The organism is Xanthomonas sp. XNM01 (assembly GCF_014851915.1).
In the GTDB taxonomy this organism is placed as follows: Bacteria; Pseudomonadota; Gammaproteobacteria; order Xanthomonadales; family Xanthomonadaceae; genus Pseudoxanthomonas.
The window spans coordinates 21,133-47,553 of the sequence record NZ_JACVAP010000007.1; the positions used below are offsets into that span (position 1 = coordinate 21,133).

At 72.5% G+C, this 26,421-nt stretch carries 22 protein-coding genes; 10 read left to right on the forward strand and 12 right to left on the reverse strand.

Going from position 1 to position 26,421, the window contains the following annotated elements; translation table 11 throughout:
- Nucleotides 1-189: 189 nt before the first annotated feature.
- A complete protein-coding gene (gene dld / locus IB242_RS18950; protein WP_192283223.1) occupies nucleotides 190-1,926 on the forward strand; it encodes a D-lactate dehydrogenase in 1,737 nt (578 codons plus the stop codon).
- Nucleotides 1,927-2,037: 111 nt separating this feature from the next.
- Here the strand turns inward: dld and IB242_RS18955 are convergent, their stop codons facing one another.
- Both IB242_RS18955 and IB242_RS18960 read right to left on the reverse strand, forming a co-directional pair.
- Nucleotides 2,038-2,475, reverse strand: a complete 438-nt coding sequence (locus tag IB242_RS18955) for a hypothetical protein (protein WP_192283225.1) — start codon at nucleotides 2,473-2,475, stop codon at nucleotides 2,038-2,040.
- Nucleotides 2,472-3,071, reverse strand: coding sequence for a sigma-70 family RNA polymerase sigma factor (locus IB242_RS18960; RefSeq protein WP_192283227.1), 600 nt, complete (start codon nucleotides 3,069-3,071; stop codon nucleotides 2,472-2,474). The genes IB242_RS18955 and IB242_RS18960 overlap by 4 nt, the downstream gene beginning before the upstream one ends.
- 208 nt (nucleotides 3,072-3,279) lie before the next feature.
- On the opposite strand from IB242_RS18960, the gene IB242_RS18965 reads away from it, so the two are divergent.
- The 3 genes from IB242_RS18965 to IB242_RS18975 all read left to right on the forward strand — a co-directional run bounded on the left by IB242_RS18965 (nucleotide 3,280) and on the right by IB242_RS18975 (nucleotide 5,514).
- Nucleotides 3,280-3,606, forward strand: a complete 327-nt coding sequence (locus IB242_RS18965; RefSeq protein WP_192283229.1) for a DUF6249 domain-containing protein — start codon at nucleotides 3,280-3,282, stop codon at nucleotides 3,604-3,606.
- Nucleotides 3,607-3,698: 92 nt separating this feature from the next.
- The gene (locus IB242_RS18970) at nucleotides 3,699-5,237 is read left to right on the forward strand and encodes a serine hydrolase (RefSeq protein WP_192283231.1); all 1,539 of its coding nucleotides are present in this window, start codon (nucleotides 3,699-3,701) and stop codon (nucleotides 5,235-5,237) included.
- A gap of 103 nt (nucleotides 5,238-5,340) precedes the next feature.
- Complete coding sequence (locus IB242_RS18975) at nucleotides 5,341-5,514, forward strand: hypothetical protein (RefSeq protein ID WP_192283233.1); 174 nt, start codon at nucleotides 5,341-5,343, stop codon at nucleotides 5,512-5,514.
- A gap of 9 nt (nucleotides 5,515-5,523) precedes the next feature.
- Here IB242_RS18975 and ligD read toward each other — a convergent pair whose 3' ends face one another.
- The 5 genes from ligD to IB242_RS19000 form a co-directional block, all read right to left on the reverse strand.
- On the reverse strand, nucleotides 5,524-8,112 hold the full coding sequence (gene ligD / locus IB242_RS18980; protein WP_192283235.1) for a DNA ligase D: 2,589 nt from the start codon (nucleotides 8,110-8,112) through the stop codon (nucleotides 5,524-5,526).
- Between the two features lie 3 nt (nucleotides 8,113-8,115).
- Nucleotides 8,116-9,075: a Ku protein gene (locus tag IB242_RS18985; RefSeq protein WP_192283243.1), complete on the reverse strand. Its 960-nt coding sequence runs from the start codon at nucleotides 9,073-9,075 to the stop codon at nucleotides 8,116-8,118.
- A gap of 173 nt (nucleotides 9,076-9,248) precedes the next feature.
- A complete protein-coding gene (locus IB242_RS18990; RefSeq protein ID WP_192283245.1) occupies nucleotides 9,249-10,196 on the reverse strand; it encodes a DNA polymerase domain-containing protein in 948 nt (315 codons plus the stop codon).
- A 263-nt stretch (nucleotides 10,197-10,459) separates the two neighbouring features.
- Nucleotides 10,460-11,485 (reverse strand): class 1 fructose-bisphosphatase, encoded by a 1,026-nt coding sequence (locus tag IB242_RS18995; RefSeq protein WP_192283247.1) that lies wholly within the window; start codon nucleotides 11,483-11,485, stop codon nucleotides 10,460-10,462.
- A gap of 316 nt (nucleotides 11,486-11,801) precedes the next feature.
- Complete coding sequence (locus tag IB242_RS19000) at nucleotides 11,802-13,004, reverse strand: amino acid aminotransferase (protein WP_192283249.1); 1,203 nt, start codon at nucleotides 13,002-13,004, stop codon at nucleotides 11,802-11,804.
- A 494-nt stretch (nucleotides 13,005-13,498) separates the two neighbouring features.
- On the opposite strand from IB242_RS19000, the gene folE reads away from it, so the two are divergent.
- From folE to IB242_RS19020, 4 genes are all read left to right on the forward strand, one after another.
- Nucleotides 13,499-14,098, forward strand: a complete 600-nt coding sequence (folE, locus tag IB242_RS19005) for a GTP cyclohydrolase I FolE (RefSeq protein WP_192283251.1) — start codon at nucleotides 13,499-13,501, stop codon at nucleotides 14,096-14,098.
- The gene (locus IB242_RS19010; RefSeq protein ID WP_225540866.1) at nucleotides 14,095-14,499 is read left to right on the forward strand and encodes a YchJ family metal-binding protein; all 405 of its coding nucleotides are present in this window, start codon (nucleotides 14,095-14,097) and stop codon (nucleotides 14,497-14,499) included. The genes folE and IB242_RS19010 overlap by 4 nt, the downstream gene beginning before the upstream one ends.
- A 178-nt stretch (nucleotides 14,500-14,677) precedes the next feature.
- Complete coding sequence (locus IB242_RS19015; protein ID WP_192283253.1) at nucleotides 14,678-16,882, forward strand: lytic murein transglycosylase; 2,205 nt, start codon at nucleotides 14,678-14,680, stop codon at nucleotides 16,880-16,882.
- A gap of 108 nt (nucleotides 16,883-16,990) precedes the next feature.
- Nucleotides 16,991-18,259 (forward strand): TCR/Tet family MFS transporter, encoded by a 1,269-nt coding sequence (locus IB242_RS19020; protein WP_343237179.1) that lies wholly within the window; start codon nucleotides 16,991-16,993, stop codon nucleotides 18,257-18,259.
- A 58-nt stretch (nucleotides 18,260-18,317) separates the two neighbouring features.
- Here IB242_RS19020 and IB242_RS19025 read toward each other — a convergent pair whose 3' ends face one another.
- Entirely contained in the window at nucleotides 18,318-18,773 is a 456-nt protein-coding gene (locus IB242_RS19025; RefSeq protein WP_192283257.1) for a PepSY domain-containing protein, read from the reverse strand.
- Between the two features lie 189 nt (nucleotides 18,774-18,962).
- Here IB242_RS19025 and IB242_RS19030 point away from each other — a divergent pair, with 189 nt between their 5' ends.
- Nucleotides 18,963-19,571 carry a biliverdin-producing heme oxygenase gene (locus tag IB242_RS19030; protein ID WP_192283260.1) on the forward strand — a complete coding sequence of 203 codons (609 nt, stop codon included), beginning with the start codon at nucleotides 18,963-18,965 and terminating at the stop codon, nucleotides 19,569-19,571.
- The gene (locus IB242_RS19035) at nucleotides 19,556-21,478 is read left to right on the forward strand and encodes a GAF domain-containing protein (RefSeq protein WP_192283268.1); all 1,923 of its coding nucleotides are present in this window, start codon (nucleotides 19,556-19,558) and stop codon (nucleotides 21,476-21,478) included. The genes IB242_RS19030 and IB242_RS19035 overlap by 16 nt, the downstream gene beginning before the upstream one ends.
- Before the next feature lie 69 nt (nucleotides 21,479-21,547).
- On the opposite strand, the gene IB242_RS19040 is transcribed toward IB242_RS19035, so the two are convergent.
- From IB242_RS19040 to IB242_RS19055, 4 genes are all read right to left on the reverse strand, one after another.
- Nucleotides 21,548-22,318 carry an NRDE family protein gene (locus IB242_RS19040; protein ID WP_192283270.1) on the reverse strand — a complete coding sequence of 257 codons (771 nt, stop codon included), beginning with the start codon at nucleotides 22,316-22,318 and terminating at the stop codon, nucleotides 21,548-21,550.
- A 13-nt stretch (nucleotides 22,319-22,331) separates the two neighbouring features.
- Nucleotides 22,332-23,213: a methylglyoxal synthase gene (locus IB242_RS19045; protein ID WP_192283272.1), complete on the reverse strand. Its 882-nt coding sequence runs from the start codon at nucleotides 23,211-23,213 to the stop codon at nucleotides 22,332-22,334.
- A gap of 104 nt (nucleotides 23,214-23,317) precedes the next feature.
- The gene (locus IB242_RS19050; RefSeq protein WP_225540867.1) at nucleotides 23,318-24,655 is read right to left on the reverse strand and encodes a substrate-binding domain-containing protein; all 1,338 of its coding nucleotides are present in this window, start codon (nucleotides 24,653-24,655) and stop codon (nucleotides 23,318-23,320) included.
- A 481-nt stretch (nucleotides 24,656-25,136) separates the two neighbouring features.
- A complete protein-coding gene (locus IB242_RS19055) occupies nucleotides 25,137-26,318 on the reverse strand; it encodes a benzoate/H(+) symporter BenE family transporter (RefSeq protein WP_192283280.1) in 1,182 nt (393 codons plus the stop codon).
- Nucleotides 26,319-26,421: the final 103 nt, after the last annotated feature.

A 26,421-nucleotide genomic window follows, 5' to 3' on the forward strand; every position in this document is an offset into this window, starting at 1 on the left:
ATGCGCTCGCTCGCACCGCCGGTTCCCTGCGATTGATCGCGGCGCCGATGCGCGTTGTAATCGGGTGCTTGTTCCGGCCCGGGAGCGGCCCTTGTCCCTGATGCATCGCCCTGCGCCGCTGTCCGCCGCCGGACGGCTTCGTCCCGATCGGAACGACGGCGCCATGGGCGCCCGCGCCGGCGCGTGCTCATGGCGGTAGCCGGCACATCAGCCGCGGGCACCGACGCGCTGCTGCGCCAGCTGCGCGAGGCGGTCGGCGCCGGCCACGTGCTGACCGGAGACAAGGCCACCCGCCGTTTCCGCAGCGGCTACCGCTTCGGCGGTGGCGCGGCGCTGGCGGTGGCGCGGCCGGGCACGCTGCTTGAACTGTGGCGGGTGCTGCAGGCGGTCGTCGCGGCCGATGCGGTGCTGATCATGCAGGCGGCCAACACCGGCCTGACCGGGGGCTCGACGCCCGATGGCGACGACTACGGCCGCCCGGTGGTGATCGTCAGCACGCTGCGCCTGGCCGGCGTGCAGCCGATCCATGACGGCCGCCAGGTCGTGTGCCTGCCGGGGGCGACGCTGGACGTGCTGGAACGCACGCTGGCGCCGCTCGGCCGCGAGCCGCACTCGGTGATCGGTTCGTCCTGCATCGGCGCCTCGGTGCTGGGAGGTGTGTGCAACAACTCCGGCGGCGCGCTGGTGCGGCGCGGCCCGGCCTACACCGAGCTGGCGCTGTACGCGCAGGTCGATGCGCAGGGCCGGCTGCAGCTGGTGAACCATCTGGGCATCGCGCTGGGCGACACGCCCGAGACGATCCTGACCCGGCTGCAGGCCGGCGGGTACACGGCCGCCGACATCGTCGACGATGCGCTGCGCGTGGCCTCCGACAACCGCTACGCGCACGACGTGCGCCAGGTCGATGCCGACACGCCGGCCCGCTACAACGCCGACCCGACACGTCTGCGCGAGGCCTCCGGCTCGGCCGGCCGCCTGTGCGTGTTCGCGGTGCGGCTGGATACCTTCCCGCGCGAGGCCTCGGCCGTGTTCTACATCGGCAGCAACCGCGCCGACGACCTCACCGCGATCCGCCGCCACCTGCTGACCGCGTTGCCGGACCTGCCGATCGCCGGCGAATACATCCACCGCGAGGCCTTCGACATCGGCGAGCGGTACGGCAAGGACGTGTTCCTGCTGATCGACCGCTTCGGCACCGCCAGCGTGCCGCGCGCGTTCGCGCTGAAGAGCCGCGTCGACGGCGTGTTCGAAGCGCTGGGCCTGCGCAACGTCAGCGACCGGCTGGTGCAGTGGCTGATGGACCGCCTGCCCAGTCATCTGCCGGCGCGCATGCGCCAGTGGCGGCAGCGCTACGAACACCATCTGGTGATTCGTGTCGCCCAGAGCGATGCAGCCGTCACCGGGGCCTTCCTCGCCGACCACTTCTCCGGCAGCGCCGATGGCGCGTTCTTCCAGTGCGATGCCGACGAAGGCCGCAAGGCCTTCCTGCACCGCTTCGCCGTGGCCAGCGCCGCGGTCCGCTACCGCGCCGTGCATGCGAAGCAGGTCGAGGACATCGTCGCGCTGGACATCGCCCTGCGCCGCAACGACCGCGACTGGGTCGAGACCCTGCCCGCGGCCATCGACGACGCGCTGGTGTCCAAGCTCTACTACGGCCACTTCTTCTGCCACGTGTTCCACCAGGACTACATCGTGAAGAAGGGGGGCGATCCGCTGGCGATCGAGCACGCGATGTGGGCACTGCTGGACGCGCGCGGCGCCGAGTACCCGGCCGAGCACAACGTCGGCCACCTGTACCCGGCCAAGCCGGCGCTGGCCGCGCATTACCGCGCGCTGGACCCGACCAACCGCTTCAACCCCGGCATCGGCCAGACCAGCAGGCAGCCGCACTGGGGCGGCTGCTGCAACGGCGATTCCCGGCCGTAAGGCGGACACCGGCGCGCCGCGTCGCCCGGCGGTGCCGAAGGCCGTCGTCGGAACCGGCGCTGCGAGGCCGCCCGCCGCCGGCGGCAGCAAGGCGTTACCGGCACGCAGGCGTCAGCGCCGCGTGCCTGCCGGCGACGGGGGGCGCTGCGGCGCGCCGGCCAGCGCCCGCCGCAGCAGCCACGAACTGCCGATGCAGCCGGCGGCCGCCAGCAGCCAGCCCAGCGCATCGGTGCCGATGCCCTGCACCAGCGGCTGCCACCACTGCAGGCCGTAGCGCGCGACCACCGCCACGCCGGCGAGCGCGAACACCGACAGCAGGGCGCGCGACAGCCGCCGCTCCAGCCCGCGGTCCTCGCGTGCGGCGGCGGCGGCCACCAGCGCGGCGAAGTCCGCCGGCGGCGCCGGCAGCGGCTGCGTGCGCAGCGCGGTGGCGATGTGGCGGTAGGCGGCCACATCGGCATCCTCGACGCGACCAGCCGTGCCGAGGCGCCGCCCCTGTTCCTGCGCGTCCCACTCGCGGGGATCCGGCGGTACTGGCCTGTGGCTCATGCGAAGACTCCGATGCGGGGTTCCAGGATCTCGCGCAGCCGCTTGCGGCTGCGGAACAGGTGGCTCTTGATCGTGCCCTCGGCCAGGCCGGTCATCGCCGCGATCTCGCCGATCGACAGTTCGTCCAGATGGTAGAGGGTCAGCAGGGTGCGCTGCAGCGGCGGCAGCGCGTCGATCGCCCGGTGCAGGTGGGCGTGGAGCTGGCCGTCGATCATGCCCGCCTCCAGGTCGACACCATCGCCGATCCGCTCCAGCAGCGACACGCCTTCGTCGTCGTCGCCGGCATCGGCCAGCGGGATCCGCTTCTTCTCCAGGTGCCGCAGCGCCACCGACCAGGCGACCTGCGCCACCCAGGATTTCAGCAGGCTCTCGCCGCGGTACTGGTGCAGCGTGCGGTGGATCCGCAGGAACACCTCCTGGCACAACTCGCGGGTGTCCTCCGGGTGCCGGACCATCCGCTCGACCACGCGCCAGCACAGGCCCTGGTGCGCCCGCACCAGCTCCTCGAACGCACCTGCCCGGCCGGCGAGCGCGGCGTCGGCCAGGGCGCGGTCCGCACGCAGGCGCGCGTCGATGTCGGTGGGCGGGCAGGGCATGGCATACAGGGATACGGCGACGGGCGGAACGGTTGCAAGCGGCGTGCGACCGGTCCTGTCCTGTCCGGTGCGGAACGCCGTGGACGCGGCACCGGACGGCGAGGCGGCCGCCACGGTGCAGCTCCATGCGACGCCGATGCCGGTGCTGCAACCGATCGCCCGCCGGCCGTCTCCCAGTGCACATCCACCCACACCACGCGGCCCACACATGGATCTGAACCTGCTCGTCCCCGTCGCCCTGTTCGCCTGCATCGCCTACACCATCAAGTCGGTCGTCGACTCGTTCAACCGGCGCCGGATCGTCGAGGCCCGCGGCTCGGAAGAGCTGGTGCGCGCTGTGCTGGACGGCGAAACCGCCCGTCGCCGCCTGGCCTCGCTGCACTGGGGCTGCGTGCTGGTCGCGCTGGCGCTGGGTTTCGGCATCGTCGAACTGCTGGCCACCGACCGGGTCACGCCCGGCGTGGTCGGCCTGCTGATCGGCGCCACCGGCCTGGGCAACCTGGCCTATTACCTGCTCGAGCGCCGCCTGAAGTGAACCCACCGCCGGAGGGCGCAGCGCCGCCCTCCGGTGCGTGACGCCGCACCATCCACGGCTGCGGCCACGCCGCCTTCCCCGGAGGGCCCTTCATGTCCCTGCTGCCGGCCGCCCTGACGGCCCTGGCGCTGGCATCGCCATGCGCGATCGCCGCCATGCCCGCACCGGATTTCACCGCACTCGATCGCCTGATCGAGGATAGCCGCCGTGCGACCGGCTATGCGCCCGGGCTGGCGATCATCGTCCTCCGTGATGGTCGTATCGTCCACGAAGCCTACTCCGGCCATGCCGACATCGATGCGCAGGTGCCGGTGACGCGCGACACGGTGTTCTACATCGCCTCGGCGACCAAGCCGATGTTCGCGCTGAACGCGCTGCTGGCCGAGGCGGATGGTCGGCTCGACCTGCAGGCGCCGTTGCGGACGATGTTCCCGGACGTCGCCTTCGACGGCATCGACGCGGATGCGGTGACCGCGGGCGAGCTGCTGTTCCACGCCTCCGGCGTGGACAACCCGGACCTGGCCTGGGCTGCAGCGTTCAGCGGCGTGCACGACGCCGCATCGCGACAGGCGCTGGTCGCGCGTACGCATGCCGATCCGGAGACGCCCCATCGCACGTTCCGCTACACCAATGTCGGCTACAACCTGTTCAGCGCCTGGCTGGACAGGCGTTCGGCCATACCCTGGCAGCAGCAGCTGGAGGCGCGCGTCTTCCAGCCGCTCGGCATGCACCACACCAGTGCCTCGATGGACCATGCGCAGCGTGCCGGATGGACGCTGGCGCGGCCTTACTCGCTCGGGTCCATCACACCGCAGCGGCCGCTGCCGCTGTCCAAGACCGATGCGACGATGCACGCGGCAGGCGGCGTGGTCTCCACCGCGCCGGACCTGGCCCGCTTCCTGGCAGCGCAGCTGTCCGGCGGCGACAGCGGCGGGATCCCGCGCGCGCTGATCGCACAGTCGCAGCAGCCGCAGGTGGCGGTGGACGCGCACTACCAGGACTTCGCGCGCGATGGATACGCCTGGGGCTGGTACACCGGCGCGTACAAGGGCCGGCGGCTGCTGCATCACTTCGGCGGTTTCGCCGGCTTCCATGCGCACCTGTCGTTCATGCCCGACGCCGGCCTCGCCCTGGTGGTGCTGGCCAACGAGGACGTGCTCGCGCCGCGGTTGACCAGCCTGGTCGCCGATTACGCCTACGGCACGCTGCTGCACGAGCCCGACCTGCAGGCGCGCGTCGCGGCGCGCTTCGATGCGCTGCAGGCGCAGGCCCTCGCACTCCCGTCGACGATCGCCCGGCAACGCGCGCAGATCGCCGCGCGCCCCTGGCGGCTGGCGCTGCCGCGCGCGGCGTATGGCGGGCGCTACGAAGACCCGCTGCTCGGCACGATCACCGTCACGCTGGATGCGGACGCGCGGCTGCGCCTGCGCTGGGGCGTGCTCGACGCGGTGGCCGACGGCGGCGATGCCGACGAGCAGCTACGGGTCGAGTTCATGCCCGGTGCCGGCCGCTTCCTCGACTTCGACGTGCAGGACGGACGCGTGATCGCGATCGACTTCGAGGGCATGCGCTTCCCGCGGCTGCAGCCGCTGGACCAGCCGGATCCGCGCCCGTCCGCTCCTGCCCGCTGATGCCATGGCGATGAACGGTGGTTGCCGTGCCAGGCCGTGCCGGTCAGGATGGGGCACGCCCGCGGCTGCCTGCCGTCGTGGTGTTACCGGAGGAAGACATGCAATGGATGCATCCAGGAAGGCGAAGCTTGACGCGCTGCTGTACGCGCTTGCCGCGGTCTGCTGGGCTGCCCGCGCGATGATCGGTGACAGGCCGGTGCTGTATGCGTTCACGGTGGTGTTCGGCCTGCTTGGTCTGTCCAGTCTGCGCAAGGCGCGGCAGCGGTCCGCGCACTGACCAGGCCGCTCAGCCGATGCCGGGCAGACGCTGCGCCAGCGTCGCGAAGCCGGCCCAGGGATCGGCCTTCAGGCGCCGCGCGCGCGCCAGCGCCTTGTCCGGGCTGAACGCCTGCGGCGATGCGATTCGGCCCAGTTCGTCCCAGCGCAGCGGCACCGCGACCGCCGGCGTGTCCCGTGCGCGCAGCGACCACGAGCAGACGCTGGTATTGCCGCGCCCGTTGCGCAGCCAGTCGACGAAGATCACCCCGCGCCGCTTCGCCTTGCTCATCGTCGCCACGTAGCGGTCCGGCGCCTGTGCGGCCAAGGCCTGGGCGAAGGCCTCGCTGAAGTCGCGCGCCTGCTCCCAGTCGGCTTCCGGTGCGATCGGCACCACCACATGCAGGCCCTTGCCGCCGGACAGGCGCACGAAGCTCTCCAGGCCGGCCTGTTGCAGCTTGGCGCGGATGTCGCGCGCCGCGGCGCGGATCTGGTTCCAGCCCACGCCCTCGCCCGGGTCGAGATCGAACACCAGCCGGTCGGGATGCTCGGGATCGTCCACGCCCGCGCCCCAGGGATGCAGCTCCAGCGTGTTCATCTGCACCAGCTCGAGCAGGCCGGCGGCATCCTCGATGTAGAGGTAGTCCTCCATGCCGCTCTTCTGCCGCAGCGGCACCGCATGCACGTGCGTACCGAGCGCGCGGCTTTCGTGTTTCTGGAAGAAGCAGTCGCCGGCCACGCCATCCGGGCAGCGCAGCAGCGACAACGGCCGGCGTGCGACCTCCGGCAGCAGCCAGGGCGCGATCGCGCGGTAGTAGTCGGCGACCTGCGCCTTGGTCATGCCGGTGGACGGATAGACCACGCGGTCCGGGCTGCTGATCGTGACGGTGTCGCCCGCGTCGTCCGTCCCGCGTGCGCTCGGTGCCGGCGCGGCGCTGGAGCGCTTCGCGGCCGTCCGTCGCTCGCCGGCCGATGTCGAGCGTGCGCTGAGCGCGGGCGCAGGCTGCACATCCTCCAGTGGCTTGTCCGCGCGCAGCCGCTTGAACGCGGCCTGGCGCAGCAGGCCTTCCTTGCCCCAGCCGCGGAACGCGACCTCGGCGACCAGCTCCGGCTCGACCCAGTGCACGCTGCGCAGCGAAAACGGCACATGCGCCGGCAGCGCGACCACGCCGTCCCCGCGTGCACGCGCTTCCAGCAACGGCAGCAGCCGGGCCAGCATCGCATCGTCGAAGCCGGTGCCGACCCGGCCGACGTACTGCCAGCCGCCGGACTTCCCGGGTCTGGCCATCAGCAGCGAGCCGAAGCCGCTGCGTGCGCCTTTCGGGTCGGTGTAGCCGACCACGACGAACTCGTCGGTGTTCTCGTGCTTCACCTTGACCCAGTCGTGGCTGCGCGCGCTGACGTAGCGCGCGTCGACGCGCTTGCTGACGATGCCTTCGAAGCCCTTGTCGCCGGTGGCGGCGAACACCTCCGGGCCATGCCCGAGCACGTGGTCGCTGTAGGCGAGGATGCCCGGCTCCTCGCCCAGCACCTGGCGCAGCAGCGCCTTGCGCTGCTGCAGCGGCGTGCCGGCCAGGTCCACTCCGGCCAGGCCGGGCAGGTCGAACACCACGTAACGCAGCGGCGCCTTCGAGGTGCCGTCGATCACCCGCTGCAGCGCGGAAAAATCGCTGCGGCCATCGGCGTCCAGCACCACCAGTTCGCCGTCCAGCCGGGCATCGCCGACCGGCAGCGCTTCGATGGCCCTGGCGACCTCCGGGAAATCGCCGGTCCAGGTCAGGCCACCGCGCGAGCGCAGCGTGGCGACGCCATCGACCAGGTCGGCCAGCAGCCGGTAGCCGTCCCATTTGATCTCGTGCAGCCAGTCCTCGCCGCTCGGCGCGCCGCTGCGCGCCGTCGCCAGCTGCGCGGCGAAGCCGGTCGGATGCGGGCGGTCGCGAGCACCGGGCAGGGCGAGGGCGCGCCTGTGCCAGGTGGCATCGGCGCGCCGCCGGCGCCGTGCGGCAGGTGCGGGCTTTTGGGTACTACGTCCGGCGCCGGTCCTGTTCGCGCCCGATGCCTTCCCGGCACGGCCTCGCGTCGGCGCGGAACGCCGCGGCGCGGAGTCGACCAGGTCGTCGGCCTCCAGATCCGCCGCGCCTGCGTCGTCGCGCTTGATCAGCAGCCACTGCGGCTGGCGCCCGCGCGGCGCGGTGCGCACCAGCTTCCAGCCGCCTTCGAGCTTGCCGCCATGCAGGACGAAGTCGAGCTTGCCGGCGGCGATCGCTTCCAGCGGATCGCCGTCGCAGGCCCAGGTGCCGTGGTCGAATACGTCGACATGGCCGGCACCGTAATGGCCCTCGGGGATGTCGCCCTCGAAGCCGGCGTAGGACAGCGGATGGTCCTCCACCTGCACCGCCAGCCGCTTCTCGCCGGGACGCAGCGACGGACCCTTGGGCACGGCCCAGCTCTTCAGCGCGCCATCGGCTTCCAGGCGGAAATCGTAGTGGCGCGAACTGGCGTGATGCAGCTGCACGACGAAGATCGGGCGCCGCGAGGGCCCGCCCGGCGCATCGGCCTGCGGTTCCGGTGTGCCGCCGGCGTCGAAGCGGCGCTTGCGCTGGTAGTCGCGCAGCGACATGGCTCAGCCCGCCTTGCGGGGTCTGGTGGTGCGCTTGGCGGCGGTCTTCTTCGCTGCCTTCTTCGCGGTTTTCTTCGCAGTCGTCTTCGCCGCCTTCCTGGCCGGCGCCCTGGCCGTGCTTCCCGACGCGGCACCAGCAGCGGTCTTCTTCGCCGGCGTGCGCTTCTTGGCGTCCAGGCTCTTCTGCAGCAGCGACATGAAGTCGACCACGTTGGTGCTGGCGTCCTCGTGGGTGTCGGCCACCTCGTCCTCGACCTTGGCGGTGCCGCCCTTCTGCTTGATCCGCTTGCGCAGGATGGCCTGCAGGCGGGTGCGGAACTCGTCGTGGTAGTCGTCCGGATTCCAGTCGCCGGACATCGAGTCGATCAGCTGCGAGGCCATCGCGACCTCCTTGTCGCTGATCCGGTACTTCGCCAGGCTTTCGCCGGGCAGCTTGTAGTCCTCCGGGTCGACCAGTTCCTGTGGCCAGCGCAGCAGCATCAGCACCAGGCCATCGCCGTGCGGCATCACCGCGCTCAGGTATTCGCGGGTGCGGATCACCACGCGTGCGATGCCGACCCGGCCGGAACTGCGCAGGGTCTCGCGCAGCAGCACGTAGCCCTTCTCGGCCTTCTTGCCCGGCACCAGCAGGTAGGGTTTCTCGTAGTAGCGCGGGTCGATCTGCGTCGCGTCGACGAAGGCTTCGACCTCGACCGTCTCATGGCTTTCCGGCGCGGCCGCCTTGATGTCCTCCTGCTCGAGCACGACGTAGCTGCCCTTGTCGTACTCGTAGGCCTTGACCACGTCCTTCCACGGCACTTCCTCGCCGGTGTCGGCGTTGACCCGTTCGTAGCGCACCGGCTTGCGGTCGCGCGAATCGAGCATGCGGAACTGCAGGTCGATCCGGCGCTCGCCCGACATCAGCGAGACCGGAACGTTGAGCAGTCCGAAGGACAGGGTGCCGGTCCAGATCGGGCGGGCCATGGGCGCGTCTCCAGCGACGGGACCGGCACCGTCGCATGGGCTGCGTCAGCCGTTCGTGATGTTTGCGGCGTGCCGCGCAGCGGCATCGCGCCGTCCTTCGTGGCCGGCGCGGGCTGGCGGTGCGTGCCGTCGTCGCGGACCCGGCGCGAGTGGCGGTCGGCAGGCGGCGCGGCTCAGCCGGGCAGCGTCTGCCGCAGCGCGGACATGCCGGCCCAGGGATCCTCGCGTAGCCGCGCGGCCTGCCGGAGCGCGGCGGCCGGAGCGACCGGCACGGACAGGTCGTGTCCGGCCAGCGCATCCCAGCCCAGCGGCATGGCGACGCCGATGCCGGCCGGCCCCCGCCGCAGCGACCAGCTGCAGGTCGCGGTCTGCGCCGGCGTCGTGGCCAGTGCGCGGATCCGCACGCCAAGGTCGCCGTCCCGGCCGGCGGCATGCGCCTCGATGATCGCGGCCGCGAACTCCTGCAGGGTCTCCCAGTCGACGCCCGGCGCCAGCGGTGCGACCACGTGCAGGCCGCCATCGCCGCTGAGGCGGACGAAGCTGGCCAGGCCGTGAGACTGCAGGCGCGTGCGCAGCGCGAGCGCGGCATCGGCGAGCGGTGCCGGCGCCGCGTCCAGGCCCAGCACCAGCCGGTCCGGCCCGGTCGGCTGCCCGATCGTGGCCGCGCCGGCTTCGAGTTCGAAGGCATCGGCCTGGACCAGCTGCAGCAGACCGGTGACGCCGCCGATGTAGAAGCCGGTGCCGTCGCCGCCCTGCGGGTGCCGCGGGAACGGATGCACGTAGCTGCCGAGGCCGGCGCGATGGTCCATCTGCGCGTCGGCCAGCGCCCCGTCGGGCGCTACGGCACGCAGGGCGAGCGGACGGTAGGCGGCCTCGGGCAGCAGCCAGGGCGCGACCTGGCGGTAGTAGTCGGCGACGTCGCCCCTGGTCAGCGGATCGGAGGCGAACAGCCTGCGCCCCGCGTCGAGGAACACCACGGCCTCGGCCAGGCCGTCGTCCTCGATGTCCACCGCTGCGTGCGCGCCGCTGCGTGCGCGATCGACCGACGGCAGTGCGTGCCGGCCCGTGGCCGTGCGTCCGTGGCCTGTCCGTGTGCCGAAGCCCGGCAGATTGCGTCCCATCCATCCCCCTGTTCGCGTCGATGCCGCCCTGGACGCGCGTTCGCGGGTGTACGCAGGATCGCCGGACATCATGTCCGCAGCGGCCGCGTACGGATCCTCCGCGGACGCGCCGATGTCCGGCGCTTGTTGGAACCGATCGGCGAACGTCGCATGCGGGATGTCAGCGCGGCGTGATGCCGGTCACGCCGGGGGCGCGACCGTGTCCGCAGCCGCGCGGACGATGGGGATGCAGGGCCGGAGGCGATGCCGCCGGCACCGGACGCTCAGTGCGCGCTGGCCTGCGCCTGATCGTGCTCCAGGTGGTAGCGGGTCGCCTCGGCCACCTCGTGCTTCGAGCCGAGGAACACCGGCACGCGCTGGTGCAGCTGGTCGGGCTGGATCTCCAGGATCCGGCGGCGGCCGTCGGTGGCCGCGCCGCCGGCCTGCTCGACCAGCAGGCCCATCGGGTTGGCCTCGTACATCAGCCGCAGCTTGCCGGCCTTGGTCGGGTCCTTGCGGTCCCATGGATAGATGAAGATGCCGCCGCGGGTCAGGATGCGGTGCACGTCGGCGACCATGCTGGCGATCCAGCGCATGTTGAAGTCCTTGCCGCGCGGACCCTCGCTGCCGACCAGCAGGTCGCCGACATAGGCCTGCATCGGCGCTTCCCAGTGACGCTGGTTGGACATGTTGATCGCGAATTCCTTCGTGTCCTCGGGAATGCGCATGTCGGCCTGGGTCAGCAGGAAGCTGCCTTCCTCGCGCTCCAGCGTGAACGCGTGGGTGCCGTTGCCCAGGGTCAGCACCAGCATCGTGCTGGGGCCGTAGATGCAGTAGCCGGCCGCGACCTGCTGCGTGCCCGGCTGCAGGAAGTGCTCGTCGCCGGCGCAGGCCACGCCCGGCGGGCAGCGCAGCACCGAGAAGATGGTGCCGACCGAGACGTTGACGTCGATATTGGAGCTGCCGTCCAGCGGATCGAACAGCAGCAGGAAGTCGCCGACCGGGTATTCGCTGGGTACCGGCTGGCTGTGGTCCATCTCCTCCGACGCGCAGGCGGCGAGGTGGCCGCCCCACATGTTGGCCTCCAGCAGGATGTCGTTGCTGAGCACGTCCAGCTTCTTCTGCGCCTCGCCCTGCACGTTGCCGGTGCCGGCATCGCCGAGCACGCCGCCGAGGGCGCCCTTGCTGACCGCGATGGAGATGCGCTTGCAGGCGCGCGAGACGATCGTGATCAGCTGGCGCAGTTCCGGGCCGATGCGGCCGGCCTGCTGTTCTTCGATCAGGAAACGGGTCAGCGACGTACGCGACATCGAGGACGGCCTTTGCAGCGAGGGGGCGCGTATTGTCGCCGCTGCGCACGACAAAGACGACCCGCGCGGCCGTGCTGGAGACGCTCGCCTGCGCGATGCCGCGTGCCCCGCGGCACTGACAGCGCTGACAGCATGGCGCCGCTGCTGGCCGGAGCACATCGTGCAGCACGGCCGTCTGGCGGATGCCGCCGATGGCGGAACCGATGCGCGTTCGAGCCAGGGCCATCGCGCTGGTTCGCCGCAACGAAAAAGCCGGGAGGCGTCCGCGCTCCCGGCTTCGTTCCCAGCGTGGATGCGCCGGCGCTGCCGGCCCGCCTCAGTCCTTCGAGACGGTCGCCACGGCCTGGGCCACGTACTCGAGGTTGCGCTGGTTCAGCGCGGCCACGCAGATGCGGCCGGTGCCGACGGCGTAGATGCCGTACTCGTCGCGCAGGCGGTCGACCTGGACCTTGCTCAGGCCCGAGTACGAGAACATGCCCGCCTGGCGTTCGATGAAGCCGAACTCCGGTGCGCCCAGCGCGGCCAGCTTCTGCACCAGGCCGCCACGCAGCGCGTGGATGCGCTCGCGCATCTCGGTCAGTTCCTGCTCCCACAGCGTGCGCAGCTCCGGGCTGGACAGCACGCCGGCGACCAGCGCCGCGCCGTGGGTGGACGGGCTGGAATAGATCTGGCGGATGATGCGCTTGATCTGCGACTGCACGGCCTTGGCCTGGTCGGCGCTCGGCGCGACCACGGTCAGTGCGCCGACGCGCTCGCCATACAGCGAGAACGACTTGGAGTACGAGCTGGCGACGACGAAGCTGTCGATGCCGGCCTCGACCAGAATGCCGATCGCGGCGGCGTCCTCGGCGATGCCCTTGTCGAAGCCCTGGTAGGCCATGTCGACGAACGGGAACAGCTGGCGTTCCTTCAGCAACGCGGCGACCTGCTTCCACTGCGCGACGGTGAGGTCGGCGCCGGTCGGGTTGTGGCAGCAGGCGTGCAGCAGCACGGTGGTGCCCGGCTGCAGCTTGGACAGGTCGGCCAGCATGCCGGCGAAATCCAGGCCGTGGCTGGCTGCGTCGAAGTAGGTGTAGTCGACGACCTCGAAGCCGGCGGCGGAGAACACCGCGCGGTGGTTCTCCCAGCTCGGGTTGCTCAGCGCCAGGGTGGCGTGCGGCAGCACCTTGCGCAGCAGCTCGGCGCCGACGCGCAGCGCACCGCTGCCGCCGACGGTCTGGGTGGTGGCGACGCGGCCGGCGGCCAGCAGCTCGGAGTCCTTGCCGAACAGCAGTTCCTTCGTGGCCTGGGTGTAGGCGGCCAGGCCGTCGATCGGCAGGTAGCCGCGCGGACGGCCGGCGGCGGCCAGCGCTTCCTCGACCTGGCGCACGGCTTTCAACAGCGGAATGCGGCCCTGTTCGTCGTAGTAGATGCCCACGCCCAGGTTGACCTTGGTCGGGCGGGCATCGGCGTTGTAGGCCTCGGTCAGTCCCAGGATCGGATCGCCCGGGACCAGTTCGACGGTGGAGAAGAAGGACACGGCAGCACTCGGCAGAAGAGGGGAGGAAGGCGTCGCCGTCGCAGCCGGCGGCTGTGCGGAGAGCCGCTCAATGCTAGCAGGCACGGCCGCCACGCGCCGGCCGCCGCAATGGTTTCAGCGGTGACCTCGACGGCGGCGATCGCACGCGCGCGGCCGGCCATGCAGGGGCTTCGCGCCGTTGCCGCACTGGCACGGCCGGACCCGCCGGCAGGATCTGCGGAGTTGGCCGCCACGCCAGGCACGCGCACGCCGGACGGGCCTGCGCCGGCGCGCGGGTGTGCCAGGGAATGCGTGCTCCGCCGTTCCCGCGCGCTTCGCCGGGCAGCGGCCCGGCACGAGGCGGCTGGATCGCCCACGTGCCGGGCGCGCGACCGCGATCGGCCCTGATGGCGGCACGGGCCGGCGATGCCGGTGGCCCGGCGGTTCACCGGAAAGCAGGGGCGGGCCGCTGCCGGTCGGGTACGATGCTCGCCCCCTGTCCGGGCGCCGTTCCCATGACCGACAAGACCGATCCCGCCACCCCCGTCACCCAGACCCAGGCCGAGGACGCCGTGCGCACCCTGCTGCGCTGGGCCGGCGAGGATCCGACCCGCGAGGGCCTGCTCGATACGCCGCGCCGCGTGGCCGAAGCCTATGGCGACTGGTTCAGCGGCTACGGCAACGATCCGCGCGCCTACCTGGAGCGGACCTTCGAGGAGGTCGCCGGCTACGACGAGATGATCGTGCTGCGCGACATCGAGTACGAAAGCCACTGCGAGCACCACATGGCGCCGATCATCGGCAAGGTCCACGTCGGCTATCTGCCGGCCGGCAAGGTGGTGGGCATCAGCAAGCTGGCGCGCGTGGTCGAGACCTTCGCCCGCCGCTTCCAGGTGCAGGAGAAGATGACCGCGCAGATCGCGCAGACCATCCAGGACGTGCTGCAGCCGCTGGGCGTGGGCGTGGTGGTCGAAGGCGCGCACGAGTGCATGACCACCCGCGGCATCCACAAGCGCGGCGTCAGCATGGTCACCAGCAAGATGCTGGGCAGCTTCCGCGAGGACGCGCGCACCCGCGCCGAGTTCCTGCGTTTCATCGAGACCGGCCGCCGTTGAGCACCGCCGCGCGCCAGGCCTGTCCCTGCGGTGCGGCGGCCGATTACACGCGCTGCTGCGGCCGCTGGCACGCCGGCGAGGCCGCGCCCGATGCCCCCGCGCTGATGCGCTCGCGCTACAGCGCCTACGTGCTGAAGCTGCGCGACTACCTGCTGGCGAGCTGGCACCCGTCCACGCGGCCCGGCGCGGACGAACTGCCGCTGGACGATGCGCCCGGCGCACGCACCACCTGGCTGGGCCTGCAGGTGAAGCAGCATGCGGTCACCGGCGCCGACAGCGCCGAGGTCGAGTTCGTCGCCCGCTACCGGGTCGGTGGCGGCAGCGCGGTGCGGATGGTCGAACGCAGCCGCTTCGTCCGCGAGGATGGCCGCTGGTACTACCTGGACGGCGAGCTGCGCTGAGCGTGTGTCCGCGGTGCCGGGCACCGGGCGGCGGATCGCGCGGATACGTGCGTCCTGTTCGCGCCGTGGGGCGGGCGCACCGCGGATGGCCGATCCGGGTTGCGCTTCCGGTGCGGCGCGGCACGACCGCGCCGGCGCGCCTCGCCTATGATGGCCCGCCGTGCCGCCGGACCCCACGATGACGCGATCCGCTTCCCTGCTGTTCGGCCTGCTGGCCTGCTGTGCGCTGCCTGTCGCCGCGCAGACCGCCACGTCACCGGTGGACGCCGCGACCGCCGCCATCGCGCCCGATCCGGCGTTCGCGCGCTGTCTGCAGACCCTGCAGCCGGAGGCGGTGAAGCAGGGCCTGCCGGCCGACGCCTGGACCCGGCTGACCGCCGATCTGCAGCCGGACCGCAGCGTGCTGAAGCTGCTCGACGCCCAGCCCGAGTTCAAGACCCCGATCTGGGACTACCTGGCCGGCCTGGTCGACGACCAGCGCGTCGCCGATGGCCGCGCGATGCTGGACCGGCACCGCGACCTGCTGGCGAAGGTCGAGGCCGACTACGGCGTCGATCCGGTCACCGTGGTCGCGGTCTGGGGCGTGGAGAGCGACTACGGCCGCGTCTCCGGCAAGCGCCCGCTGCGGGTGTCGCTCGCGACGCTGGCCTGCGAGGGCCGGCGCCAGGCGTTCTTCCGCGGCGAGTTCATCGCCCTGCTCAAGCTGCTGGCCAGCGGCGACCTGCGCGATCCGCAGCTGACCGGCTCCTGGGCCGGCGCGTTCGGCCACACCCAGTTCATGCCGTCGACCTACGCGCGGATCGCGGTGGACGGCGATGGCGACGGCCGCCGCGACCTGGTCGACAGCATTCCCGACGCGCTGGCCTCCACCGCCAACTATCTGAAGCGCGCTGGCTGGCGCAGCGGCCAACCGTGGGGCCACGAGGTGCGGCTGCCGGCCGGCTTCGATGCGGGGCTGGCCGGACGGACCAAGCGCCGCCCGCTGTCGGACTGGGTCGCGCGCGGTGTCACCGGCATCGACGGCAGCGCGATCGCGCCGTCCGACCAGCCGGCCGCGGTGCTGCTGCCGGCCGGTGCGAACGGCCCGGCGTTCCTGGTGTTCCGCAACTACGACGCGATCTTTTCCTACAACGCCGCCGAGAGCTACGCGCTGGCGATCAGCACCCTGGCCGACCGCCTGCGCGGCGGTGCCGGCCTGGTCGCCGCCTGGCCGACCGACGATCCCGGCCTGGACCGCGCCCAGCGCCGCCAGCTGCAGACCCTGCTGCTGGCGCGCGGCCATGCGATCGGCCAGGTCGACGGCATGATCGGCAGCGCCAGCCGCCAGGCGATCGTGGTCGAGCAGCAGCGGCTGGGCCTGACCCCCGCCGACGGCCGCGCCGGCACGAAGATCCTGGCCGCGCTGCAGGCCGAAGCGCCGCCGCCGCGCGGCACCGCGTTCACCCTGCCGGCCGCCTATCCGCAGCTGCTGCAGTCGCCTTCCCCCGCGATCCAGAGGACCGCCGTCTTGCGCGAACAGAACGTACCCGGCCTGCGCCTGGGCAGCTTCAACGGCCTGGAGGCGCTGCTGGTGGAGACCCCGCACGCGACGGCCGCGATCGGATTGTTCGGCGGCCATGTGCTGTCGTTCGTGCCGGCCGGCCAGCAGGACGTGTTCTGGCTGTCGCCGCTGAACCAGGGCCCGCCGTCGCCGACCCGGGGCGGCACGCCGGTGTGCTGGCCGTACTTCGGTCGCCAGGACCAGGGCAAGGACGTGCCCTCGCATGGCCTGGTGCGGACGATGCCGTGGCAGCTGGGCAGCGCCCGCCGCGAGGTCGACGGCACGGTGGTGCTGGAACTGCTGCCGCCGGTGTTCGACGACCTGGCGCTGCGCCTGCGGATGGAGCTGCGCATCGGCCGCACCCTGGAGCAGCGGCTGATCACCACCAACGCCGGCGCCGACACCGTGCGCTTCACCCAGGCGCTGCACAACTACTTCCGCGTCTCCGACGTGAACCAGGTGCGCGTGAGCGGGCTGGACGGGCTGACCTTCCTGGACAAGAACGACGGCTTCAACCCGCACCGCCAGCAGGGCGACTGGGTGCTGGCCGACCCGCGCGATCCCGGTCGCGCCGACCGCATCTACGGCAACGGCGGCGGCCGTTACCAGCTGCACGACCCGGGCCTGAAGCGGCGCATCGACATCGCCGTGCAGGGCAGCCGCACCCTGGTGCTGTGGAATCCCGGTGCGCAGGCCGCCGCGCGGATGGCCGACGTCGGCGCCGACCACTGGCGCGGCTTCCTGTGCCTGGAGCCGGCCAACGCCGGTCCCGAAGTGGTCGAGCTGGCGCCGGGCGCGAGCCATACCCTGGTGCAGACGATCTCGGTGACGCCGCTGCTGTAACGCGCGCCGGCCTGCGCACGGCGTCCCTGACATCCATGGATGTCAGGGCGCTGCGGCCGCGGCGCGTGCCCCGCGCGCTGCCGCTACACTCGCGCCTTCCCACCCGGCATCGCGCGCGTGACCGCATCCCCGCACCGGCCCGGCGTCCGCCGCGGGGCCCTGGTCTTCATCTTCGTCACCGTGCTGATCGACGTGCTGTCCTTCGGCGTGATCATTCCCGTGCTGCCGCACCTGGTCGAGGAATTCACCGGCGGCGACGTCGCCAGCGCCGCGCGCTGGGTCGGCGTGTTCGGCATGGTGTTCGCGGCGGTGCAGTTCGTCTGCACGCCGGTCCAGGGTGCGCTGTCGGACCGGTTCGGGCGGCGTCCGGTGATCCTGGTGTCCTGCCTCGGACTGGGCCTGGATTTCGTGTTCATGGCGCTGGCCAGCTCGCTGGGCATGCTGATGGCCGGGCGGATCATCGCCGGCATCTGCTCGGCCAGCTTCACCACCGCCAACGCCTACATCGCCGACGTGACCACGCCGGCCGAGCGCGCGAAGGGCTACGGGCTGATTGGCGCGGCGTTCGGCCTGGGCTTCGTCGCCGGGCCGCTGGTCGGCGGCTGGCTGGGCAGCATCGACCTGCGCTTCCCGTTCTGGTTCGCCGCCGGGCTGGCGCTGCTCAACGTGCTGTACGGCTGGTTCGTGCTGCCCGAGTCGCTGCCACCGGAACGGCGCGCGCCGCGCTTCGACCTCTCCCATGCCAACCCGTTCGGCGCGCTGATGCTGCTCAAGCGCCATCCGCAGGTGTTCGGCCTGGCGGCGGTGGTGTTCCTGGCCAACCTGGCCCACTTCGTCTATCCGAGCATCTTCGTGCTGTTCGCCGACTACCGCTTCGCGTGGGGACCGCGCGAGGTCAGCTGGGTGCTGGCCTGCGTGGGCGTCTGCAGCATCGTGGTCAACGCGGTGCTGGTCGGGCGCATCGTGCGCGCGCTGGGCGAGCGGCGCACGCTGCTGCTCGGCCTGGGCTGCGGCGTGGCGGGCTTCGTGATCTACGGACTGGCCGGCAGCGGATGGGTGTTCCTGCTGGGCCTGCCGGTCAGCGCGCTGTGGGCGCTGGCCTCGCCATCGACCCAGGCGCTGATCACGCGCGAGGTCGGGCCGGAGGTACAGGGCCGGATCCAGGGCGCGCTGATGAGCCTGGTCAGCCTGGCCGGCGTGTTCGGGCCGATGCTGTTCGCCGGCGTGTTCGCGGCCTTCATCGGCGACGACGCACCGGCCCATCTGCCCGGCGCGCCGTGGCTGCTGGCGGCGCTGCTGCTGGCCGGCGCCTGGGGCGTGGCCTGGTACCGTGCGGCGCGGACGCCGCCGGTGGCAGGCGACACGCCCACGGCCTGACGGCCGGCGCGGCCGCCGCGCGCCGCACCACCGCGGAGGCGGCGACCGCGCCGCCGCGTCAGTCGTTCTCGACGGCCAGGATGCGGCCGTCGTTCGGATCGATCTTCAGTTCGACGTTCTTGCCGTCCTGGCGTTCGGCATCGGCCTTCCATACGCCGTCGTCGTAGTCGACGTCATGCACCTTGGAATAGCCGGCGGCGGTCACCCGCGCCTTGATGTCCTCGGCGCTCAGGCGCGAGACGATGTCCTCGGCGTAGACCTTGCCGCTGGCCGGGTCGACGCGCACGTCCACGCGGTTGCCGTCGGCGCTGGTGGCATCGGTCTCCCACATGCCGTCCTCGAACTCGGGGTCGTCGATCTTCGTGTAGCCCTCGCTGGTCAGCAGTTCGCGGACCTGCTGGCCGGTCATGGTCGCGTCGCCCTTGCGGTCGCGCGCATCGGCGCCGGGGGCGGCCATGGACAGGCCGAGCGCCAGGGCGGTTGCAAGCAGGCTGGTGCCGATCGAAGTACGCATTGCCGGACTCCTGATATGGGAACGGGGCGCCAGCCTGCCCACGCCGACCTCAGCGCCGGGTGAACGCACCGGCGGTCCACGCGGCGCCGTTCAGCTGCATGAGCGGGACGTGGCGGGTGCGTGCCGGTACACGGACCAGCGGGACACGGCCTGCTAGGCTGGCGCCCGCCCTTCACACCACCGCACCCCATGGATCGCACCGCGCTGACCGACACGGACGCGTCATCGTCCCCGCCGCCCGGCGCCTGGGAACGGCTGCGGGAGGCGACCCGCGACGTGCACGCGGCGGTGGAGGCGCTGCCGGCGATGGCGGCCCTGCTCGACCCCGGCCTGTCGCGCGAGCGCTATGTCGACGTCCTGCGGCGGCACCTGGCGCTGCTGTCGGCCTGGGAGACGCGCTATCACGACTGGCTCGACGGGCTGTCCATCGGCTGGCACTACGCCTGGCGCACGCCGCGGCTGCTGGCCGACCTGCATGCGCTGGACATCCCGGCCGAGGCGGGCAGCGGACAGGCCATTCCCGATGCCCCGTCCGCGGCCGAGCGCTGGGGCATGCTCTACGTGATCGAAGGGTCCTCGCTCGGCGGGCGCCTGATCGCACGGCATGTGCGCGACCGCCGACCGGAACTGGGCGCGGCGCTGAGCTACTTCGATCCGCCGGCCGCACCGGCCTGGCGCGACTTCCAGACACGCCTGCAGGCGGCCCTGCCCGATGCCGCCTCGCAGCGGCTCGCGGTCGGCGGGGCCAGGACCATGTTCGGCTGTTTCCACGACCACCTGGCATGCACGACCCGATGAACAACGCTCCCGTCGACCTCGACGCCTGCGCGCGCGAACCCATCCACATCCCCGGCTCGATCCAGCCGCACGGGGTGCTGCTGGCGATCGATCCGGCCGACGGGCGCGTGATCCAGGCCAGCGCCAACGCCGCGCGGGTGCTCGGCGTGGACGACGGCGGCGTGGTCGGCCGCGACCACCGCGAGCTGCTGGCCATGGTCGGCACGCTGTCGCAGGTCGGCTCCGGCACCGGTCACGCGCATCTGCCGCACACGCCGGTGCGCCTGCGCCTGCGCCCGGATGACGCGGGCTGGGTCGCCGCCTGGCATCTGGCGCCGGAGCGCTGGCTGGTGGAGCTGGAACCGGCGCAGGGCGGCGGCCTGGTGCAGTCGGTGATGGCCGACACCGTGCCGATCCTGCGTGAGCTGGAAGTCGCGCCGACCATCGCCGAGGCCAGCCAGCGGGCGGCCAATGCGATCCGCAGCCTGCTCGGCTACGACCGCGTCATGGTCTACCGCTTCGACAACGAGTGGCACGGCGACGTGATCGCCGAGGCCCACCGCGACGGGCTCGAGAGCTATTACGGCCTGCATTACCCGTCCACCGACATCCCCGCGCAGGCGCGCGCGCTGTACCTGCGCACCCGGATCCGGCAGATCGTCGATGTGGGGTACACGCCGGTGCCGATCGAGCCAGCGCTGGACCCGCGCGACGGCCAGCCGCTGGACCTGAGCGACGTCAGCCTGCGCAGCGTCTCGCCGGTGCACTGCGAATACCTGGGCAACATGGGCGTCAGCGCGACCCTGGTGACCTCGCTGGTGGTCAACGACCGTCTGTGGGGCCTGATCGCCTGCCACCACTACGCGCCGTACTTCGTCAGCCAGGTCATGCGCGACGTGGCCGAGACCGTCAGCCGCGCGCTGTCGGCCCGCGTCGGCGGGCTCGCGGCGATCGAGCGCAGCCGCGAGGAGGAGCTGCTGATGACGGTGCGCGAGAAGCTCATCACCGCCTTCAGCGAAGCCCAGAGCATGACCCCGCAGATGCTGGCGGACATGGCGCCGGACCTGGTCGAGGTGGTCGACGCCGACGGCGTGGCGATCTTCCACGGCGACCGCGTCACCCGCCATGGCCGCCTGCCGGACGAGGACGGCCTGCTGCGGATCCGCAGCGCGATCGAGGAGGGCGGAGCGGTGGTGCCGACGTCCGGCACCATCGGCGCGATGCACACCGACACCATCGGCGAGGTCTTCCCGCTGCTGGAGGATCTGGCCGCGGAGGCGGCCGGCTTCATCTTCGTGCCGCTGCTGCCGCAGTCGCGCAGCGCGCTGCTGTGGACCCGGCGCGAGCAGGTGCGCACGGTCAACTGGGCCGGCAATCCTGACCTGTCCAAGCTGCAGGACTTCGACGGCGCGCGGCTGTCGCCGCGCAAGAGCTTCGAGCTGTGGCAGACCACGGTGCGCGGCCGCGCGCGCGCCTGGTCGGAGCTGCACCTGGAGTCGGCGCGCAACCTGCGCGTGCTGATCGAGCTGATGGAGCGCAAGCGCTACCAGAAGGACGTGTCGATGCTCGAGGCCACCCTGATGCGCCTGCGCGCGCCGGTGGGCATCGTCGAGCGCGCCTCGCCGCACGCGCCGGTCCGCATCGTGTTCGCCAATCCCGCCTTCGCCGCCGAATGCGGCTTCGACACCGGCAGCCTGATCGGATGCCGGCTGACCGCGCTGCCGGTCCGCAATGGCGCCGGCCAGGAGGCGCTGCAGCTGCTCGAGGACCGGCTGGAGCCGGGCGTGGGCCAGACCGCGGCGCTGCAGCTGCAGGATGGCGCCGGGCGGCTGCGCCAGTGGGAGATCGAGCTGGAGCCGCTGCCGCAGGAATCCTCGACCGGCGGCGCGCACTGGCTGCTGCAACTGCGCCCGGCCGCCTCCGGCTGACGCGGGCGTGGCATGCGCCGGCGGCGCATCCACGACGCCTCATGCCACCGACCTCGACGCGCCGGCCGCTCAGCGGCGCAGGGTCAGCGTGGTCTCGCCCAGCGCCACGCCGTCCGGTCCCCAGCGGCGCTCGATGACCAGCCCGCCGCCCGACCGGTCCAGCGCGACCACGGTACTGGCGCGGGTGCCGTAAACGGGTCCGCGGATGAAGGCCGACGACAGCCAGCGTTCGCGCGCCAGGCCGATCCCGGTATCGGGCAGGTCCGCGTCCGGCCAGACGGTGTCGTCGGCCAGCGCGGCGAACAGGGGCTCCAGGTCGCGCACGTCCTCGCTGCCGGTCCGCAGCCACTGCCGCATGCGCGCGGCCAGCGCGACCGTCTTCGGCCACGGCGTATCCAGCTCGGCGTTGGACAGTGCATGCACGCCGGCTGCCAGCGGCTGCTGGCGCGTGCCGGGCCGGTTGCCGAGCCAGAGGCCGTCCCGGCGGTCGAACAGCAGCAGGTTGAACGGGCGATAGCCCGACGCGGCCGGGACCAGTGCGGCGGCATGGGCGAGGGCGCCCTGTCCGCCGCGCAGCCAGTCGCTGGCCAGCAGCCCGCGCGAGAGGCCGTCCTGCGGTGCGCGCAGGTCGCGCACGTTGGTCACCAGTGCGCAGCGGCCGCTGTCGTCGACGCCCAGCCAGGTGCCGCCGGCCTCCAGGTCGCGGCCGCCGGTGATCGACGGGGCATCGTCCCAGCGCGCGAGCGGCGCGGTCGGGCGGGCGTGGAATTCGTCGCGGTTGCCGGCCAGCACCAGCCGCCAGCGCGGATGCACGTCCCAGGCGAAGGCGACCACGCACATCGCGGCGCTCCGCTCAGGCCGCGCGCTGCCCGGCGCGGCGCCGCACCGCGGCGACCCAGCGCGCCGCGACCGCCGGCGAGGTGATGCACACGGCCTCGTCGGTGACCGTGGTCACCGCGCGCTCCAGCAGCTGGATGTCGGCCTCGTGCTGGCGCGCCACGTGCGGGTCCTCGAAGAACACCGCGCGCTGGCAGCGCCGCTCCAGCACCAGGTCGGCGATCTGCGCGTCGCCGCCCATCGGGCCGCTGTGGAAGCGGTGCACCCACGGCGTGTCCTGAGGCCAGCCCTGGCTCCAGGCCATCTCGTTGAGGCGCTGGCCGGTGGTGCCGGTGGCCACGCGCCGGGAAAACCGCGACAGCACGTCGTAGTGCTCGGCGGCGAAGGCCAGCATCTGCGGCTTCATCGCGTCGTGCGCGATCAGCGCCAGGGTCTGCGACTCGAACGCGTGGAAGCGGTCGGCGCCCGGGTCCGGCGCCAGGCCGGCATGGATGCGTTCGTTCTCGATCCAGTCGCGGGCGCTGGCCACGGTGGAGATGAAGGGCTTGCCCTGGATCACGCACTGGCGCTTGAGCGCGATCGCCTCGGGGAAGATCGACGAGGGATCGACCGGATCGATCAGGTAGATCGCGCCGTCGAGCGTGCGCTCGGGCGACTCCATGCCGACGACCTCGGCGACCAGCTTCATCAGGCCGCCTTCGCGGCCGTACGGATAGCGCTTGAGGCCGGCGTGCCCGCCGAGCATGCCGGCGGCGACGATCGCATCGTAGGTGCGGCCCACCGCATGCAGGTCCAGGCCCAGCTCGCGGATGCCCTGGCCGCTGGCGCGCAGCAGGCGGAACAGCGCGGCGTCTTCGGTGCTGTGGTGCAGGCGGTTGGCGGCAAGCCCCAGGCGCATGGATCCGCACTCCTTCGTGATCACGGTGGAGCGGCCAGTCTACCCGCGCGCGATCACCTCACGCGCGCGCGGTGCCGTCGTCGGGTGCGGCGCGTCGCGGTGGCTCAGAGCACCCACAGCTCGACGCGTTCGTTGCGTGCGCGTGCGCCGGCATCGCTGCCGCCGGTCAGCGGCCGCTGCGCGCCCAGCGCGCGCTTGCGCTGCACCGCGATGCCGTGTTCGATCAGCCAGGCCGCCACGATGTCGACGCGGCTGCTGGAGGTCATCGTCGCGAACATCCGGCTGCCCGGATCCTCGGGCGCGAAACCGACCACGCTGAGCGCGCGGCCGCGGTTCTCCGGTTGCCGCATCCACGCCGCTACCCGTTCCATGTCCTGCGCCGAGCCGCTGTCGAACGGCGTGCTCAGGGAACCGAGGTTGAAGCGCAGCGCGACCGGCAGCCGGCGTGCACCGGCGACCGCGTCGCGGTAATCCTGCGGCAGCCCGGCCGGGTCCGGCGCCGTCTCCGCGGTGGCCAGCTGCAGCGATGCCAGGCCGCGCGCATGCACCACGCGCTGCGCACGCGGGGTCAGCGTATGCAGCGCGAAGCTGCGACCCAGCGCGGACATCATCTGCCCGCCATACAGGCGGTAGGCGCGCACCAGCGGATAGTCGCGGCTGCGGACGCCGGCGGCATCGGCGGCAATCGCCGTGGCGCCGTCGGAGACGGCCAGGGTGCGCGTGCCCGGCGGCAGCGGCGTGCTCAGTTCGACCACGGCCACGGCCAGCGGATCGCGCGCGACCGCGGCCGCCGCGCTGCGCAGGTCGCGGTGACGCCGCAGCGCCCCCGTCCGCGGGGCGGCCGGTGCGCCCAGGCGCTCGCGCAGGAATTCGTGCAGGCCGCCGTCGGCCGGCCCCACCTGCAGGGCCACCGGTGCGGCGCGGCCGCCCAGCTGCGACCAGTCGCGCAGCTCCCCCGCGAGCAGCGCCCGCAGCTGGGCGAGGTCGATCGCCTGCACCGGGTTGTCGCGGTGGACCAGGACCGCCGCACCGTTGAGCGCGATCGTGTACTCCTGTTCCGGCGAGGCCAGGTCGCCGAGCTGCCAGCCCGCATCGCGCTCGCGCGCATCCGGCGCGCGCGCCAGCATCGCCAGTTCCGCGTCCCCCCGGACCAGCGCGGCGAAGCCGGCGGCGCTGCCGGATCCGTCGATCTCCACCACCAGCGGCACGCCGTCGCGCACCGCATGGACCTCGAGCAGCGCGGCCGTTCTGCGCACCCGGCGGATTCCGCCGTACTCCATCGCCTGCAGCCAGTCCTCGACCAGCGCCGGCATCAGGTCGCTGCCGACCGAATGCGAGCCGTGGACACGCAGCCGCTCCACATCGTCCTGCCCCCATGCCGACGATGCCAGCGCGATGCCGGCGAGCAGCGCCATCGCGCCACGCTTGCAGAAGCCACCCATGCCGATCCCCCTGTCGTGAAGCGCGGCGAGTGTGGCCGCGGCCGATGACAGGGGCGTGACCCGCCCGGGCGTCCGCCGCGCGCCGTTCGGTACCGACGCGTGGAGCGGTGGAGTGGGACGGACGCCGGCCACGCGCGGGGGGCCCGGCGACGTGGCGGGGGGCGACTGGCGGCATGCGCGTCATGGTTCACCCGCGCGCCGCGATGGACCCGGCAGAGGCCGGACTGCATGGGTTGCCGGTTGCCGATGCATGCCGGGACGGCGCGTGGCGGCGCGATCCGCCGGCCGCAGCACGGCGCCATGGCGTTGCGCGTCTGGCGCAGTCAACCGCGTCGGACGACGTGTGGAGATGCGCCGCATCTCATGCGCAGGTCCGGCGCCGTACGCAGGTGGCAGGCATGGCGCCGCGCCGCCGCCGATGACGGACCGCGATGCGGGGACATCCTGTCCGCGTGACGTGACGTGACGTGCGTCGGCGGCGTCAGCGTCGGCGGCGCAGGGCCACGCGCACGACCACGCCCGCGATCAGGCCCCAGAACGCGGCGCCGATCCCGGCCAGGCTGAGGCCGGAGGCGGTGACCAGGAAGGTGACCAGCGCCGCCTCGCGCTCGTCCGCCTCGCGCAGCGCGGCGGCCAGGCTGCCGCCGAGCGTGCCGAGCAGGGCGATGCCGGCGATGGCCAGCACCAGCGCCTGCGGAAACGCGGCGAACAGGCTGGCCACGGTCGCGCCGAACACGCCGACCAGCAGGTAGAAGAGGCCGGCCCAGACCGCGGCCATGTAGCGTCGGGCCGGATCGGCATGCGCCTCGGGGCCCATGCAGATCGCCGCGGTGATCGCCGCCAGGTTCAGCGCGAACGCGCCGAACGGCGCCAGCGCCAGGTTGACCGCACCGGTCCAGCCGACCGCGGACGAGATCGGCACCGGATAGCCTGACGCCCGGATCACCGCCACGCCCGGCACGTTCTGCGAGGCCATGGTCACCACGAACAGCGGCAGGGCGATGCCGAGCACCGCGGCCACGCTCAGCTGCGGCGTGGTCCATACCGGGCGGGCGAGCTCCAGGCGCAGCCCCGCCACGTGCAGCGAGCCGGCGAGTGCGGCGATGCCGATGCCGGCGGCCAGGGTCAGGATCACCGCGTAGCGCGGCCACCAGCGGCGCGCGGCCAGGTAGGTGCCCAGCATGCCCAGCACCAGCGCGGGCTCGGTCTGGATCGCGGCGAACGCATCCAGGCCGAAGCGCAGCAGCACGCCGGCCAGCATGCCGGCGGCCAGCGGGACCGGAATCCGGCTGAGCATCCGCTCGAAGATGCCGGAGAAGCCGGCGATGGTGATCAACAGCGCCGACAGCAGGAAGCCGCCGATCGCCTCGCTCATCGGCACGCCGGCGGCCGAGGCCACCAGCATCGCCGCGCCCGGCGTCGACCATGCGGTCACCACCGGCATCTTCCAGCGCAGCGACAGGCCCAGGCAGGTCACGCCCATGCCCAGGCCCAGCGCCCACATCCACGAACTGGTCTGCGCCGGTGTGGCGCCCAGCGCCTGCGCGGCCTGGAACACGATGGCCGCCGAGCTGGCGAACCCGACCAGGACGGTCACGAACCCGGCGGCGATGGCGGACAGGGACTGGTCGCGCAGCAGGCGGCCATGGGAGAGGGCGTTCATGCGCATATTGTCGCCCAGTCCATCCCCGCCCCGGCAGCGTCGTGGCCGCGGCGACCGCAGCCTCGCCGTGACCGGCACGGGCGGCGAAGGAGGATCTGCCGCG